The 15,738-nt window shown below is 69.8% G+C and carries 13 protein-coding genes; 6 read left to right on the top strand and 7 right to left on the bottom strand.

What is annotated here, in order from left to right; genetic code table 11:
• Positions 1-143: 143 nt before the first annotated feature.
• Together ACYQ5L_RS13980 and hemE are read right to left on the bottom strand one after the other, a co-directional pair.
• Positions 144-1,490 (bottom strand): protoporphyrinogen oxidase, encoded by a 1,347-nt coding sequence (locus ACYQ5L_RS13980; RefSeq protein WP_459957772.1) that lies wholly within the window; start codon positions 1,488-1,490, stop codon positions 144-146.
• Between the two features lie 79 nt (positions 1,491-1,569).
• Complete coding sequence (gene hemE / locus ACYQ5L_RS13975; protein ID WP_459957771.1) at positions 1,570-2,637, bottom strand: uroporphyrinogen decarboxylase; 1,068 nt, start codon at positions 2,635-2,637, stop codon at positions 1,570-1,572.
• A gap of 74 nt (positions 2,638-2,711) precedes the next feature.
• Here hemE and ACYQ5L_RS13970 point away from each other — a divergent pair, with 74 nt between their 5' ends.
• The 3 genes from ACYQ5L_RS13970 (at position 2,712) to ACYQ5L_RS13960 (ending at position 5,331) form a co-directional block, all read left to right on the top strand.
• Positions 2,712-3,341 (top strand): DUF3000 domain-containing protein, encoded by a 630-nt coding sequence (locus ACYQ5L_RS13970; protein WP_459957770.1) that lies wholly within the window; start codon positions 2,712-2,714, stop codon positions 3,339-3,341.
• Between the two features lie 328 nt (positions 3,342-3,669).
• On the top strand, positions 3,670-4,929 hold the full coding sequence (locus tag ACYQ5L_RS13965) for an HRDC domain-containing protein (RefSeq protein ID WP_459957769.1): 1,260 nt from the start codon (positions 3,670-3,672) through the stop codon (positions 4,927-4,929).
• A 111-nt stretch (positions 4,930-5,040) separates the two neighbouring features.
• Positions 5,041-5,331 carry a DUF2277 domain-containing protein gene (locus ACYQ5L_RS13960; protein ID WP_379203056.1) on the top strand — a complete coding sequence of 97 codons (291 nt, stop codon included), beginning with the start codon at positions 5,041-5,043 and terminating at the stop codon, positions 5,329-5,331.
• Positions 5,332-5,469: 138 nt separating this feature from the next.
• On the opposite strand, the gene ACYQ5L_RS13955 is transcribed toward ACYQ5L_RS13960, so the two are convergent.
• A complete protein-coding gene (locus ACYQ5L_RS13955) occupies positions 5,470-6,066 on the bottom strand; it encodes a TetR/AcrR family transcriptional regulator (RefSeq protein WP_459957768.1) in 597 nt (198 codons plus the stop codon).
• A gap of 60 nt (positions 6,067-6,126) precedes the next feature.
• Here ACYQ5L_RS13955 and ACYQ5L_RS13950 point away from each other — a divergent pair, with 60 nt between their 5' ends.
• Positions 6,127-6,963: a class I SAM-dependent methyltransferase gene (locus tag ACYQ5L_RS13950; RefSeq protein ID WP_459957767.1), complete on the top strand. Its 837-nt coding sequence runs from the start codon at positions 6,127-6,129 to the stop codon at positions 6,961-6,963.
• Between the two features lie 102 nt (positions 6,964-7,065).
• On the opposite strand, the gene ACYQ5L_RS13945 is transcribed toward ACYQ5L_RS13950, so the two are convergent.
• Together ACYQ5L_RS13945 and dxs are read right to left on the bottom strand one after the other, a co-directional pair.
• Positions 7,066-7,869, bottom strand: a complete 804-nt coding sequence (locus ACYQ5L_RS13945) for an enoyl-CoA hydratase (protein WP_459957766.1) — start codon at positions 7,867-7,869, stop codon at positions 7,066-7,068.
• Between the two features lie 117 nt (positions 7,870-7,986).
• Complete coding sequence (gene dxs / locus ACYQ5L_RS13940) at positions 7,987-10,008, bottom strand: 1-deoxy-D-xylulose-5-phosphate synthase (protein WP_459957765.1); 2,022 nt, start codon at positions 10,006-10,008, stop codon at positions 7,987-7,989.
• A gap of 148 nt (positions 10,009-10,156) precedes the next feature.
• On the opposite strand from dxs, the gene glsA reads away from it, so the two are divergent.
• Together glsA and ACYQ5L_RS13930 are read left to right on the top strand one after the other, a co-directional pair.
• On the top strand, positions 10,157-12,025 hold the full coding sequence (gene glsA, locus ACYQ5L_RS13935) for a glutaminase A (RefSeq protein ID WP_459957764.1): 1,869 nt from the start codon (positions 10,157-10,159) through the stop codon (positions 12,023-12,025).
• A 152-nt stretch (positions 12,026-12,177) separates the two neighbouring features.
• Positions 12,178-12,852 carry an SIMPL domain-containing protein gene (locus ACYQ5L_RS13930; protein WP_459957763.1) on the top strand — a complete coding sequence of 225 codons (675 nt, stop codon included), beginning with the start codon at positions 12,178-12,180 and terminating at the stop codon, positions 12,850-12,852.
• A 221-nt stretch (positions 12,853-13,073) separates the two neighbouring features.
• On the opposite strand, the gene ACYQ5L_RS13925 is transcribed toward ACYQ5L_RS13930, so the two are convergent.
• Entirely contained in the window at positions 13,074-13,880 is an 807-nt protein-coding gene (locus ACYQ5L_RS13925; protein ID WP_459957762.1) for a hypothetical protein, read from the bottom strand.
• Between the two features lie 145 nt (positions 13,881-14,025).
• A complete protein-coding gene (locus ACYQ5L_RS13920) occupies positions 14,026-15,546 on the bottom strand; it encodes a class I SAM-dependent RNA methyltransferase (RefSeq protein WP_459957761.1) in 1,521 nt (506 codons plus the stop codon).
• Positions 15,547-15,738 lie beyond the last annotated feature (192 nt).

Here is a 15,738-nt window from a genome sequence, read left to right as displayed (position 1 = left end):
ATCAGTGGGGTCACCCCGCCTGCCGTACCCGGCCTCGGCTCCCCGGTCGGGAGCCGTAACTCACGTTCCGGCCTGGCCGGATGGCCGTGGTTACGGTCAAAGACCAAACGCTCGGACGCTACGCGCTGGTTCTCGGTTCGACCTCAGGTCAGGTGATCGATGATGCGGCGGGCGGCGGCGGTGCCCGAGGCGGCGCAGGCGGGGACCCCAACCCCGTTCAGGTATGCGCCTGCCAGGGCGATTCCCTCGAGATCGGCTGTGGCCGAGCGCAGGTCGGCGGTGCGAGCGGTGTGGCCCGGGGCGTACTGGGGCAAGCCGCCGACCCAGCGCTGCACTAGCGCTTGGATGGGGTGGATCTCCGCGCCCGTCACGGTGGTGAGGTCTTCGACCGCGGCGGTGATCAGGTCCGAGTCCGGCCACGACAGGGCGGCGTCGTCGCCGAAGCGGCCGAAGGAAGCGCGGACCAGGGCGACGTCACGTTCCGCCAGGTGCGGCCATTTTCGGCTGGACAAGGTGAATGCCTTGGCGCGCAAGGGTTCACCGGTGGCTACGAGGATGCCGGAGTTGTCGGGGAGTGCGGTGTCGCGGGGCAGGGCCAGGGCTACGACGGCCGAGGAGGACAGGTCGATTCCGGCTGCGAGTTCGGCTGCGGCCGGGGCGATCTCACGCAGGAGAGTGGCGGTCACGGGAGCGGGGGTGGCGAGGATCACGGCATCGACCGCGCCCACGGGATCGAGCTGCCAGCCGTTCGAGGTGCGAGTGAGTCGGGTTGCGGCGGTGGTGGTTCGGATCTTCACGTCGGCCGCTGCGCGCAGGGCGTCGAGCAGGACACGGTAGCCGTCGCGGATGCCGCCGAATACCGGGGTTGTCGAGGGTGGGGGGAGGGCGTCTCGCACGGCTCGGGTCAGGCTTGTCGCACCCGCGTCGAGGGCGGCGGCCAGGGTGGGCAGTGCGGCGCGGACACCGATCGCGTCGGCCAGTCCGGCGTAGACTCCGCCCAGCAGCGGGTCGACGCTGCGGCGCACGACCTGGTCGCCGAAGCGGTCCGCTACGAGCGCGCCCACGGCGATATCGCCGCCGCGCACCCAGTGCAGGGGGCGCTCGGACTCCCCCGCGATGCGCGCGAGCGTCTCCGAATCCACCAGCCCGGCAAGCGCTTCCGGGGCGGCGGGGATACCCATCAAGGTGTTCTCGGGCAGCCGGTGGCCGGTTCCCTCCGACCAGATGAGCGGGCGCTTCCCGGCCGGATAGACCAGCTGATCTTCGATCCCCAGTTCCCGCATCAATTCCGGGATTTCGGGGCGGCGGCCGACGAAGGCCTCGGCGCCCAAATCGACCGGCTCGCCGTCCATCTCGGCGGTGTGCAGGATGCCGCCCAGGCGTTCGGCGCGCTCGAGCAGGATCAGCTCGGCGGCGGTCCCCAGGGCCTGTCGCAGTCGATACGCCGCGACGAGCCCACTGATCCCGCCACCGACCACCGCGATCCGCATCGACCACTCCTCAGTCACTCAGCCCCTACCAGCAACCTACTCCCGGGCCCGATGTGACCCAGCGCGCAGCCCGCCGGGTTCAGAGCGGGATGGGGAGGCTGTGGATGAGGGCGACCGTGTCGGTGATGACGGTGGGGTCGGTATTGGGGAGGACGCCGTGGCCGAGGTTGAAGATGTGGCCCTTGGCGCCCAAGGTGATCGCCTCGTCGGCTTCGTGGGCGATGCGGCGGACCTCGGATTCGATGGCCTTGGGGCCGGCGAAGAGGACTGCGGGATCGAGGTTGCCCTGCAAGGCTTTTCCGGGGCCGACGCGGCGGACGGCATTGTTGAGGGGGATGCGCCAGTCGACGCCGACCACATCCGCGCCGGCTTCGCCCATGGCGCCGAGGAGTTCGCCGGTGCCGACGCCGAAGTGGATGCGCGGGATGCCCGCCTCGGCCACCTCGGCGAAGACGCGCATGGAGTGCGGGAGGACGTATTCGCGGTATTGGGCGAGGGTCAGCGCGCCGGCCCAGGAGTCGAAGAGCTGGACGGCGTCGACGCCCGCCGCGATCTGAGCCTGGAGGAACTCGATGGTGATGTCGGTCAGAACGCCCAGGAGCTGATGCCAGGTTTCCGGGTCGGCGAGCATCATCGCCTTGGTGCGCTCGTGGTTCTTGCTCGGTCCGCCTTCGACCAGATAGGAGGCGAGGGTGAAGGGGGCGCCGGCGAAACCGATCAGCGGCGTCCGCCCCAGGGCGTCGAGGAGCAGGCCGATGCCGGCGGTGACCGCGCCCACTTCCTCGGGGCGCAGGCGCGGGAGGGCGCGCACGTCGGCGACGGTGCGCACCGGATCGGCGACGACGGGACCGACACCCGCCACGATGTCCAGGTCGATGCCGGCGGCCTTGAGCGGAACGACGATGTCGGAGAACAGGATTGCGGCATCGACATCGTGGCGGCGGATCGGCTGCATGGTGATCTCGCACACCAATTCCGGATCGAAGCAGGACTCCAGCATGCCGATGCCGGCGCGCAGCTCGCGGTACTCCGGCAGCGAACGCCCAGCTTGGCGCATGAACCACACCGGGCGACGATGCGGCACGCCGCCGTTCGCGGCGACGAGGAACGGGGCATCGGTCAGCTGGCGGCGGGTGTGAGTGCTCATCACGAGCCATCGTAAAGGGGCCCGGCGGCGCGCCTCTCACTACACCGCGCCTCCGAGGTCTAGCGTGGCATTTCGTGACACCGCTCGACTTCCGCGACGGCGCCGCACCGACCCCGGAACCAGAAGAACCCGCCAGGTTCCGCGCCGCGGTCGATGCGATGGGCACCGCAACCGTGCATCCTCGAATCGAGCTCGCACCGATCCGGCCCCCGCAGCGCCTGGCCCCGTACTCCTACGCACTCGGCGCGGAAGTCACCCGACCCGATACCAATGTGGTGCCCGTCGACTCCGACGGCGACGCGTTCGGCCGGCTCATCCTGCTGCACGATCCGAACGGCCAGGAAGCCTGGCACGGGGTGTTCCGGCTGGTGGCCTACATCCAGGCCGATATCGACTCGGCGCTGGCGGCCGATCCGCTGCTGCCGGAGGTGGCGTGGAGCTGGCTGGTGGACGCGCTCGAATCGCGCACCCCGTTCACCGCGCTCGGCGGGACGGTCACCTCCACCAGCTCGGTCCGCTACGGCGATATCGCCGGGCCGCCGCGCGCGCATCAGCTCGAGCTGCGGGCGTCGTGGACCGTCGGCGACACCGAGATGCGGCCGCATGTGGAAGCCTTCTGCGAGGTGCTCGCCTATGCGGCCGGACTGCCGCCCGCGGGCGTCACCCGGCTGGACGTCAAGCGCGGCAACGAGGACGAGGAATAGCGGTTCCCGGCCGCCTCGCCGCGAACCGATTCGTACCGGCCGACTCGCCGTATCCTGCGCGAATACTGGCGAAACGGCCGCCGGGCAAGCCTCGGGCGGGCGCGGCGGGCAACCGATTGGCGCAATCGAGAACTTCTGTACCGCAACGAAATCGGCGCGGGCGGATTACGATTCCGAACAGCCTTGCGGCGGGTGCCGGAGATGGGCACATTCGTGTTCCCGAGGCGCGCAACGCAAGGTGCCCCCCATGCGCGAACCAAGATCGCGGCCTGCCGTTTCACTGGACGTGACGCGGACCGCCCTGCCCCTACCCGTAGAGTTCAAGACCATGTCCGTACCAGAAGAACCCGAAGCCACTGCCGCGGTACCGTTGCTCGCGCCAGTGGAGGGTGTGCCGCCGGTACTGGACACCGCTGCCGAAATCGCCGAGGCCGCGCGTCTGCTCGCCGCCGGGACCGGGCCGCTCGCGGTCGACGCCGAACGCGCCTCCGGGTTCCGCTACTCCAATCGCGCCTACCTGATTCAGCTGCGCCGCGCGGGCGCGGGAACGTTCCTCATCGACCCGATTCCGGTGGACGGCGATCTCGCGCCGCTGGCGGCGGCCGTCAACGATCTGGAATGGGTGCTGCACTCCGCCGACCAGGACCTGCCCGGGCTGGCCGAACTCGGGCTGTACCCGGCCGCGCTGTTCGACACCGAGCTGGGCGGGCGGCTCGCCGGGTACGAGCGTGTCGGCCTCGCCGCCATGGTGGAGAAGCTGCTCGGCCGCGAGCTGCGCAAAGGCCACGGCGCCGCCGACTGGTCCACCCGCCCGCTGCCCGACGAATGGCTCAATTACGCCGCGCTGGACGTGGAGCTACTCCTGGAGTTACGCGACGCGGTCGCCGTCGACCTCGAACACCAGGGCAAGACGGATTGGGCCGCACAGGAATTCGAGCACGTCCGCACCGCCGAACCCGCCGCGCCCAAGGCCGACCGGTGGCGGCGCACCTCCGGGATCCACACGCTGCGGCGGACCCGCCAGCTCGCCATCGTGCGTGAACTGTGGACCACCCGCGACCGGCTGGCCCGCCAGCGCGATGTGGCTCCCGCCCGCATCCTGCCCGACTCGGCGATCGTGGCCGCCGCGACCGGAGAACCCAAATCCATCGCCCAGCTGCGGGCGCTGCCGGTATTCGGCGGGCCGCGGCAGCGCCGCTACTCCCGGGAATGGCTGGGCGCCGTCGAACGCGCCCGCGCACTGCCCGATAACGAGCTTCCCCCGTTGACCCAGCCCTTCGACGGACCCCCGCCCGTGAACCGCTGGGAACGCCGCGACCCGGCCGCCGCCGCCCGGCTGCAGCGTGCCCGCGCCGCCATGACCGAACTCTCCGGCGAGGTCGAAGTGCCCGTCGAGAATCTGCTCACGCCGGACCTGCTGCGCCGCATGTGCTGGGACGGCCTCCCGCGCACCGCGACCAATGGCGATGCATCGGCCATGATCGACGACTTCCTGACCGCCGGTGGCGCGCGCCCCTGGCAACGCGACCTCGCGGTCCCGCGCCTGGCCGCGGCGCTGTACCCGGCACCGGACAAGTCCGGCGACTAGCACCTCGGCCCTCCGGCCCTGATCGCCGCGCCCGCGCCGCTGCGCAGTGCCCGGCGGCGTCCTCCCTGCGCTCGAGCGGCGCTGTCACACCCGCGCGCTACCGTCGGACTCATGTGCCGAAACATCACCGCCCTGCGTGGGCTGGAGCCCGCGGCGACGGCCGAGGAAATCCAGGCGGCCGCCTTGCAGTACGTCCGTAAGGTCGGGGGGCTGTCGAGCATCTCGGACGCCAACCGCGCCATTGTGGACGCTGCGGTCGCCGATATCGCTGCTGTGACTACGCGGCTGCTGGCCGAACTACCCGAGCGCAAGGTGCCGCCGAAGACCGTGCCTCCGTTGCGGCGGCCCGAGGTTCGGGCGCGGATGCTTGCGACGGCTCGGGCGCGAGCGATCCAGCCGTAGCCGATCGAATCGGTCCAATACGGCTGGGGCTTTGCGGGCGAGGCGCGGCGCACCGTGAACTCACTCGGTCGGCGGATTGCGCAGGCCGGTGAGGCGGGCGAGGGCCGCGCAGCCCTCGTCGATCCCACCGGGTGTTCGTCATGGCCGGGACAGTGCGGGAGCGGTCACTGCGGTCACCATCTTGGCGATGGTCTCCGGTGTGGGGGGTTCGCTCGTACGGTCGGCGAACAGCAGGTGCGCGGAACCGATCAAGGTAGGGGCGAGGGTGTCGATGTCCGCATCGGGGGTGAGGCGGCCCAGCTCGCGCTCGGCGGCGAGGTAGTCGTTGATCATGGCGGTGGCCTCGGAGACGAGGGGGATGCCCGGGGTCGATCGGGTGGCGCGCAGGCGGGTGCGCAGGTCGTCGCGGAAGGTGATCAAGGCGATGATCGCCACGGCTACCGAGTTGAAGACATCGGTGAGGGCGGCGGTCAGGTTGCCGGGGACGTCGCCGGTGCCGGCGGAATCGCGAAGTGCGGCGGCTTGATCGGCGAGGCGGTCGATGCGGTCGAGGACGAGTTCGGCCAGGAAGGCGTCGAAATCGGTGAAGTGGCGGTGCAGAACGCCCTTGGCGCAACCGGCTTCGGTGGTGACGGCGCGACTTGTCAAGGCGTGTGGGCCTTCCCGCAACAACAATCGCTCGGCGGCGTCGAACAGCTGCGCGCGGGGGTCGCGGATGGCTACGCCGGTCGGCACTGGCGGTCTCCTCGGGTGGATTCGTTGACGAGTGGGCATGCGCCCACTTAAGGTGGGCGCATGCCCACTATACCGTCGCAGGATTCGAATCCCGCAGTGCCCGAGCCGCATCGGCAGCGGCAGGTGGCGGAGTCGTTCGGCCTCGATGTCGAGCGTTACGACCGGACTCGGCCGCACTATCCCGAGGAGCTGATTCGCCGCATCGCCGCCGGCGCGCGCGAGGTGCTCGACGTGGGCTGTGGGACCGGGATCGCCGCGCGGCAGCTGCAGGAGGCGGGCTGCACGGTGCTCGGCGTCGAACCCGATTCGCGGATGGCCGATTTCGCGCGCGGGCGCGGGCTCGAGACCGAGGTGGCGACCTTCGAGGACTGGGACCGCGGGGGACGCGAGTTCGACGCGGTCACAGCGGGACAGGCTTGGCATTGGGTGGATCCCGTTGCGGGAGCGCGCAAAGCGGCCGCGGCCCTGCGCGTCGGCGGGCGGTTCACGGCGTTCTGGTACGTGCTCACCACGCCGCCCGAAGTCACCCGGGCTTTCACGGACGCCTATCACCGGGTCGTGCCCGACTCCTCGTTCCGGTTTCCGGCGACGGCCGAGCAGGCGCTCGCGGGCTATCAGGCCATGGCCGCCGAAGCCGCCGCGGGGCTTCGAGAAACGGGCGGGTTCGCCGAGCCCGAGCAGTGGCGATTCGATGCCGAGCGGACCTTCACTCGCGACGGGTGGCTGGATCAACTACCGACCCTCGGGTCGATGGCCCAGCTCCCGCCGGATGCGCTGACAGCGCTGCTGACCGCGGTGGGAACCGCCATCGACGCGATCGGAGGCCGGTTCACGGTGCCGTTCACGACGGTCGCGGTCAGCGCCGAGCGAACCGGTTCCGCCGCGCGACGGCCCTGACCGCGGTGTCATCACCCGGTGGATCGGACCAGTACCCGCTGCCGCGGCGGTCCTCCAGCGCGGTGGTATTGCCTGGCAGATCGGACCGGTTCGCGCCGCGCGTCAGTCCTCGAAATTGGGTGGGCGGCGGTCCTTGCGGGCGCGGATGGCCTCGTCGAAGTTGTCCGTGGTGAGGCGGACGTAGAGCTGGGACATGCCTTCGTGCTGCATGTGGGATTCGAAGCTGCCGGCTTCCAGGCCGCTCCACAGCATGCGTTTGGTGAGCTCGGTGCCCACGCGGCTCCAGCGGATGATCTGGTCGGCGGTGTCGTAGCAGGTTTCCAGGAGTTTGTCGGCGGGGACGACGCGGGAGACTATGCCGATGCGTTCGGCTTCGGCGGCGTCGACATCGCGGCCGGTGAGCATGATCTCGTAGGCGCGGGTGGTGCCGACGACGCGGGGCAGCAGGTAGCTGATGCCCAGTTCGGCCGAGGTGAGGCCATTGTTGATGCCCGCGGCGCGGAAGTAGGCGTCCTCGGAGGCGATCCGGATATCGGTGCCGACGGCCAGGCAGAAGCCGCCGCCGATGGCCGCGCCGTTGATGGCGCTGATCACCGGCTGATGCATGCGGCGGATGGTGAGCATGACGTTGTTGAGCAGGTCCATGGAACGCCGCGCCACGCTGGTCCTGGTCAGGCCCGCGACGCCGGGGACCTTGCCCGCGTGCTGGAGATCCGCGCCGGAGCAGAAGCCGTGCCCGGCGCCGGTGAGGACGACGACGCGCACCTCGTTGTCGGCGGCCACCGCTTCGAGGGTTTCCCGTAGCGGCACCATCACGTCGAAGGCCATGGCGTTCATGCGCTCGGGGCGGTTGAGGGTGACCAGCGCGATCTGCGGACGCGGCTTCTCGACGAGCACGAAGGACATGCGGACTCCTGACCGGAAAACTGTAACCGGTTACAGAATCTACGCGAGAAGCGTGCCGCCGTATACGAAAGCCGCGGCCCACAGGCGAAAACGCTGCGAACCGCGGCCGATTCGAACCTATTCCGCGAGCGCCTTCTCGGCGACCGGAGGCACCAGGGACTGTTCGGACAGCAGCGGCTCGCCCGGCTTCGCGCCATGGGACTCCGCGCGCCCGTTCCCGGACCCGGCGGCGACCGCCGGATGCACGCTGTCACCGAGCCACCCGGTAATGCGCTGCGCGACATCGGACGGGGTGAGACCCAGCTCCTGATGCACCTGCGCCCGCGAGGCGTGATCCAGGAACTGCTGCGGCACACCGAGATCGCGCGTCGGCACATCCACGCCCGCGGCACGCAGCCGGGCCGAGACCGTACAGCCGATGCCGCCGTGCAGCCCGCTGTCCTCCACCGTGACCACGAGCCGGTAGTTCTCGGCCAGCTTGACCACCGTATCGGACACCGGCAGCACCCAGCGCGGATCGATGACGGTGACCGAAATGCCCTCGGACTCCAGCAGTTCCGCCGTCTTCAGCGCGAGATCGGCGAAGGCGCCCACGGCCACCAGCAGCACGTCGCCGTGCACCGAACGCGCGGAGGCGTCCTCGACATCGGGCAGGCGCAGCACATCGACCCCGTCGAGGCGTTCGACCGCGGAGATATCCTCGGCGACAGTGCCTTTCGGGAAGCGGATGGCGGTCGGGCCGTCGCTGATGTGCACGGCCTCGGCCAATTCCTCACGCAGCGTGGCCGCATCGCGCGGGGCCGCCACCCGGATACCGGGCACGATGCCCAGCACCGACAGGTCCCACATGCCGTTGTGGCTCGCGCCGTCGTCACCGGTGATGCCGGCGCGGTCGAGCACCAGGGTCACCGGCAGCTTGAGCAGCGACACATCCATGAGCAGCTGATCGAAGGCGCGATTGAGGAAGGTGGAGTAGATGGCCACCACCGGATGCAGGCCGCCCAGCGCCATACCGGCCGCGGAGGTGACCGCGTGCTGTTCGGCGATGCCGACATCGAACATGCGCTCCGGGAAGCGCTTTCCGAAGGCCGTCAAACCGGTCGGACCCGGCATGGCGGCGGTGATGCCGACAATATCGTCGCGCTGCTCGGCCTGCTCGATGAGCGCATCGGAGAAGACCTTGGTCCAGGTCAGCCCGGAACCGCCCATGGGTTCGCCGGTGAGCGGATCGATGCGGCCCACGGCGTGCATCTGATCGGCCTCGTGATCCTCGGCCGGCTTGTAGCCGCGGCCCTTCTGGGTGACCACGTGCACGATGACCGGGCCGCCGAAATCCTTGGCGCGGCGCAGCGCGGCCTCCAGCGCGACGGTGTCGTGCCCGTCGACCGGGCCCACGTACTTCAGGCCGATATCGCTGAACAGCTCCTGCGGCGCGACGGCGTCCTTGATCCCGGTCTTGATGGCGTGCAGCATCGAATACGCGGAATCCCCCACCCGCGGAATGCTCTGCACGATCCGCTTGGTGGCGTCCAGCGCATGCTCGTAGGCGGGTTGCATGCGCAGCCCGGCCAGCCGCTCGGCCAGCCCGCCGATGGTCGGCGCATACGAGCGGCCGTTGTCATTGACCACCATGATGACCGAGCGGTCCGGCCCGGCGGCGATATTGTTCAGCGCCTCCCAGCACATGCCGCCGGTGAGCGCGCCGTCGCCGACGACCGCGACCACGTGCCGCTTCTGCCGGGTCAGCGCGAACGCCTTCGCCAGCCCGTCGGCATAGGACAGGGCGGCCGAGGCGTGCGAGGACTCCACCCAGTCGTGGGCGCTCTCGTCGCGGCACGGATAGCCGGACAGCCCGCCCTGCTTGCGTAGCGTGTCGAACCCGTCCTTGCGGCCGGTGAGGATCTTGTGCACGTACGCCTGATGGCCCGTATCGAAGATGATCGGGTCGGCGGGCGAGTCGAAGATCCGGTGCAGCGCGATGGTGAGCTCCACCACGCCGAGATTCGGTCCCAGATGTCCACCGGTGACGGCGACCTTGCGCACGAGGAATTCGCGGATCTCCTCGGCCAGCTCATTCAATTCCGGTACCGACAGCCGGCGCAGGTCCTCGGGCGTGTCGACCCGGGAAAGCACTCCCACGGCTATTGCTCCCTCCGGCATGTCTCCTGATTGTTTGCAACAGTCTACGGAGCCCCAACCGGCCCCCGATGCCGGGAACGAAGCGCCACCTGCGACATCCGCTTCGAATGTGAGGCTCCACACACACTACCCGGATACAGTGGGCCGTGTGGGCTCCTCCGTTGCGGAAACCCGTGGGACGGCTGCGACCGCCAATGGCGTTGTGGCCCGCATCATCGACGAGACCTATCGGCGCTTCCGCCCCGACACCTCGGGGGAATTGGCCGATTACATTCCGGAATTGGCTGCTGTGCAACCGGATTCGTTCGGCGTCTGCCTGGCGACGGCGGACGGGCGGGTGTACGGGAGCGGGGATCTGGAGACCGCCTTCACGATTCAGTCCATCTCCAAACCGTTCACCTACGCACTGGCGCTGGCCGATCGCGGGACCGCGGAAGTGGCCCGGCGCATCGATGTGGAGCCGACCGGCGAACCCTTCTATGAGATCAGTCTCGATCCGCGCACACAGCGGCCGCGCAACCCGATGATCAATGCCGGGGCGATAGCCGCGGCGTCGCTGATCGAGGGGCGGGACGCGGTCGATCGGTTCGCCCGGATCCGGCACAGCTACAGCCGATTCGCGGGGCGCGAGCTGACCATGAACGAGGCCGTGTACGCCTCCGAGGCACGCACCGGCTATCGCAATCGGGCCATCGGGTATCTGCTGCGCGGGGCGGGGATCATCGATATCGACCCGGACGAAGCGGTCGATCGGTATTTCCGGCAGTGCTCCATCGATGTCACCTGCCGGGATCTCGCTCTGATGGCCGCGACGCTGGCCAACAATGGCGTCAACCCGCTCACCCACGAGCGTGCGCTGTCCGGGCCGCTGGTCGAGCAGGTGCTCAGCGTCATGACCACCTGCGGCATGTACGACGCCGCCGGCGACTGGGTGACCACCGTCGGCCTGCCCGCGAAAAGCGGTGTGGGCGGCGGGATTCTGGCGGTGCTGCCCGGACAGATCGGCATCGCCGTCTACTCGCCGCGCCTGGACGCGCACGGCAGCAGCGTGCGCGGGGTGCAGGTCTGCCGCGATCTCTCGCACCGGCTGGGACTGCACTTCCTGCACGTGACCCGCGCCGCGCACACCGCCATCCGCACCGCGTACTCGGTCACCGAAGCGCCCTCCCGGCTACGCCGCGATCCGGACGAATTGGCGGTGCTGCGCCGCTACGGCGACCACGCCCGCATCTTCGAACTGCACGGCGACCTGCTGTTCGCCGGAGCCGAATCCACGGTGCGGGCCGTCGAGGAGACTCCCGGCGAATTGGACGCGCTCGTCCTGGACCTGCGCGAGGTGGGCGATGTCAGCGCCGTCGCCGTCCGCATGCTCGACGATCTGCAAGCCGAACTCGCCGCCACCGGATGCCGCGTCGCCCTGGTCGACCCCGAAGCCAAACTCGGCCACTTCTCCTCCAGCCTCGACCCGGCCGATCCGCGCGGCCGCGTCTTCGCCGACCGCGACAGCGCCACCGAATGGTGCGAACAACTCGTCCTGGACAAACACCGCCCGCCCGGCGAACTCCCCCACGCCGCCCTCACCGTCGATCAACATCCCGCCCTGATCGACCTCGGCGAAAACGAACGAGCCCGCCTCGCAAAAGAATTCGAGATCCGCACGGTGGCCCGCGGCGAACTCATCATCGCCCGCGACACCCCCCGCGCGGGCCTGTTCCTCATCCTCGACGGCCGCGTCCGCATCACTTTCGAGGACCGCACCGGCCACCGCCACCGCCTCGTCTCCCTGGCCTCCGGCATGTCCTTCGGCGAAATCCCCATGCTCGCCGGCGTCCGCTTCAGCAATGACATCCACGCCGAAACCACCGTCCGCCTCGCCGTCCTGCCACCCGAGAAATTCGACCTGCTCACCAGTGAGGCTCCCGAGATCAAACTCGCCCTCCTGGAACGCCTGGCAGCCGCCGCCTACGCCCAATCCGACGCCGCCATCCGCGCCCTCGCCGCCCACGGCGGCGCCTGACCACCGGACGGGCGCCGTCCAGTTCTGCCCACACCGCTGCCGGTCCGCTCGGCGGCGCGCGGGCGCAGCCGCCCGACCGTGTGGTTGGACCAGCGGATTGTCCGGAATCGGTAGCATCGGCCGAGATAGCGGAACCGGACGAGGAGGATGGCGTGACCAGCAGTGAGAGTGCGCTCGGCAGCATTACGACCTTCGGTTCCGGGAGCGCGAGCGCCACACCGGACATCATGCGGGTGACCATCTCCATCGAGACGCGGGCCGAGTCGGTGGCGCCCGCCTACGCCGCCGCCGGGCAGCGCACCGATGCGGTGGTCAAGGTGCTGCGCGCGGATGGTGTAGCGCCGCGCGACATTTCGACCAGTGGCCTGTCGGTGCGCACCGAAACCGTATGGACCGACGGCAATCGGGAACAGCTCGTCGGCTATGTCGCAAGCACCTCGCTGACGGTGACGCTGCGCGACATCGGAAAACCGTCCGCCGACGGCGGTCCGGCGCAGATCATCGCCCACGCCGTCGACGCGGGCGGCGACGACGTCCGCCTCGGCGGCCTGACCCTCACCGTCTCCGATGAAGAGAGCCTCCTCACCCGCGCCCGCGACGCGGCCTGGGACCACGCCCTCGCCAAGGCCGAGCAATACGCCGCCCGCGCACGCCGCGCCCTCGGCCCGGTGCTGGAGATCACCGAAAATACCTCCGGTCCTTCGGTACCCATGCCCCGCATGAAATTGGCCGCCGACACCGCGTACGCAGGCGCCTCCCCGATCCCGGTCGAACTGGGCGAAAGCGAGCTATCCGCCACCGTCCGCGTCACCTGGCAACTCACCTGACCACGCCGAGCAACGCCCGCTCGTCCCGTTGGCTCGCGTGCGCCGGTCATCCCAGAGTGTGTCCCGCTGGTCATCCCGGCGTGCTGTTGGCCGGGATGACCAGCGGTGGGGTGGATTCCGGCCAAGACCGCGCCGGACTGACGAGGCGGACCGGAACAAGCAGGCGGACCATGAGAATGACGAGCGGATCTCGGTCGAGCGCACGGTTGGGGTTCTGACCTTCAGAGGTCGATGTGTTCCAGGAGGGTGGTGGCGCGGGCGGCGGTCAGTTGGATGCGAAAGCGCGCGGCGTCGGTGCGGGTGCGGTGGGGATGCGGGTTGTCGGAGGTGAGGACGCGCAGGTCGCGGAGCAGGCGGGTGCCTTCGCGGACGGTTAGGCGGCCGGTGTCGATGAGGTGGCGGACATTCTTTGTGCTGTCGAGGGTTTGGGTGCCCGCGGCGTAGGCGGTGAGGTGTTCGAGGGCGGTGCGGAGGTTTTCCTCGCAGGCGGTGTAGTCGCGGGCGGCGTAGCGGTCGATCGCCTGTTGCAGGTGGTCGAGAGGTGTTTGCTGGCCGCGCAATTCGAGTTCGGTCTCGATGAGGGCGATCTGCTCGGCGAGCGGGAGGGGCAGGCGGTTGGTGGGGCGCAGGCGGCAGCGGCCGGTGGCGTCGGGGCCGTCGCCGACGCGTTCGATGCGCAGTTGGTAGCCGTCGGCCAGCAGCGCGGCGCGCAGGTCGGGCAGCCAGGACGGGAGTTGTTTGCGCTCCACGGATTCGCCGCGCAGGAACTTCTCGACCGTCACCTCGACCAGGTTCAGCAGGGCCCGATCCGCGTCGGCATTGCCGCCCAGCGCCGCCATCCGTGCGCCGTACACCGGTGTAACCAGCCGCCCCCAATAGCTTTCGGCATTCACCCACAGCTCGACCTGATACTCCGGGCGCTTGAGATCCACACTCAGCAGCAGCCCTTCGAGGGAGTGAAACCTGGCCTGATCGCCGTAGATCAATTCGGCCACCGACACCAGCGTCGGATCGGACAGCGTAGTCATGAGCAACATCTTGACGGATGCCCAACTTCGCCGCCGCGCAGCCCGTGCTCAGTGGGAAAGCCCGAGATCAGCGCTCCGGCAATGGAATGCACCCTGCATGCATGTGCGCATGCATGCACTTGGCGCGAAGCTGCCGCGACCGGGCTCAGCGCTCCAGCACGGCGATGCATTCCACGTGATGCGTTGCCGGGAAGGCATCGAAGACTCGCAGCCCAACCGGTCGATAGCCCGCGCTTCGATAGAGACCCACATCCCGCGCGAAAGCGGCCGGGTCACAACCGATATGAACGATCCGCCGCGGCCCCCGCTCTGCCAGCGCGTTGATCACATCCTTCCCCGCACCGGCCCGCGGTGGATCCAGCACCACCACATCCGGTGCGGTAGACGGCTGTTCGACAATCCACCGCTCCACCCGCTCGGCCCGCAACTCCACCGCCCCCAGATCCCGCAGCGCCGCTTGCCCTTCGCTCACAGCGGTCCGCGAGAACTCCACCCCGTGCACCGCCCCGCCCGCACCGACCCGATCCGCCAACCGCGCCGCGAAAACGCCGACCCCGCAATACAGATCCCACGCCAGTGCCCCGGCCGCCGCATCCGCCCACTCCCCCACCACATCCGAATAACACTGCGCCGCACCGAAATGCGGCTGCCAGAACCCGGTAGCCGACAGCTCCCACCGCCGCCCCGACACATACTGAACAGCCCGCCCACTCCCCTCGACCACCCGCTCGTCCCGCGCACTGTGCGCCGCCGCCCGCCGAGCAGCCGTACTCCGCCGATCCCCGCCCCCGTGCCGATCCCGCCGCCGGCCACCACCCTGCGCGCCGCGCCGCGAGCCGTGCCCGCCCCGATCCTCTTCCGGCGGAGCCAGTTCGACGATATGCCGCACCCCATCCCCATCCACGGCCACCACGAGATCCGCCCCCGGAGTCCACTCCCGCTCCGCGATCCCCGCCATGGCCCCCGCCATCGGCTGCGGACACCGCAGATCAGCGATCACCTCCGTCCCCCGATACTTGTGCACCCCGGCCCGCCCCTGCGCATCGACCACCAGCCGCACCCGCGACCGCCACCCGCCCGAATGCGCCAGCGGCGCAGTGCCGCCCGTGCCTCCCGAGACATCACCGATGCCGCGCACAGCGAAGCCGACTCCCCGCGCGACACCACCCACACCCAACCCGGCGCGCCGCGGACCAGGCCCGCTACCGGGCGCACCCGGCCCCCGACCGGATCCGGTACCCGCCCCGCCGGACTCACGCAGCGGCGCGCCACCGTAACCAGCAAGCGCTGGAATCTCCTCGACCACGAACTCGGGTTCCCAGTCCGCGAGCCGCCGCAGCTGCTCAGCCACCACCGCGGCCTTCAACGCCCGCTGCGCCTCCGGTGTGGCAAAGGAGAAGTCGCAACATCCAGCACCACCGGGCCCCGACACCGGACACGTCGCCGGCACCCGATCAGCCGACGCCTCCAGAATCTCGACCGCGTCAGCCCGGCAGAACGACCCACCCCGATCCTCGGTGACAACCGTCCGCACCAACTCCCCGGGCAGCCCGTGCCGCACGAACAGCACTCGCCCTTCGTACCGCGCCACGCAGAACCCACCGTGCCCGGGCGGTCCGAGCCGAACGTCGACAGTCGTTCCGCGCCAATCCGCTCCGGAGCTCACACCAACACCTTTCGGGACACGCGCATACGCCGCCGCACACCGATATCCGGCCCGCCCACCGCGATGACATCGATTGACGCAGAACAGCTCCGAACGCTCTCGGTTCGTGGCCGCGGCCACACCGCACCGCATGCCGCCGCGCCCGGTGTGGCTGCGCTCGCCACTGATTCCTGACCGATCGCGTCGGCCCGG

Source organism: Nocardia sp. IFM 10818 (genome assembly GCF_054655275.1).
This window is presented reverse-complemented; position numbering and strand designations above follow the sequence as displayed.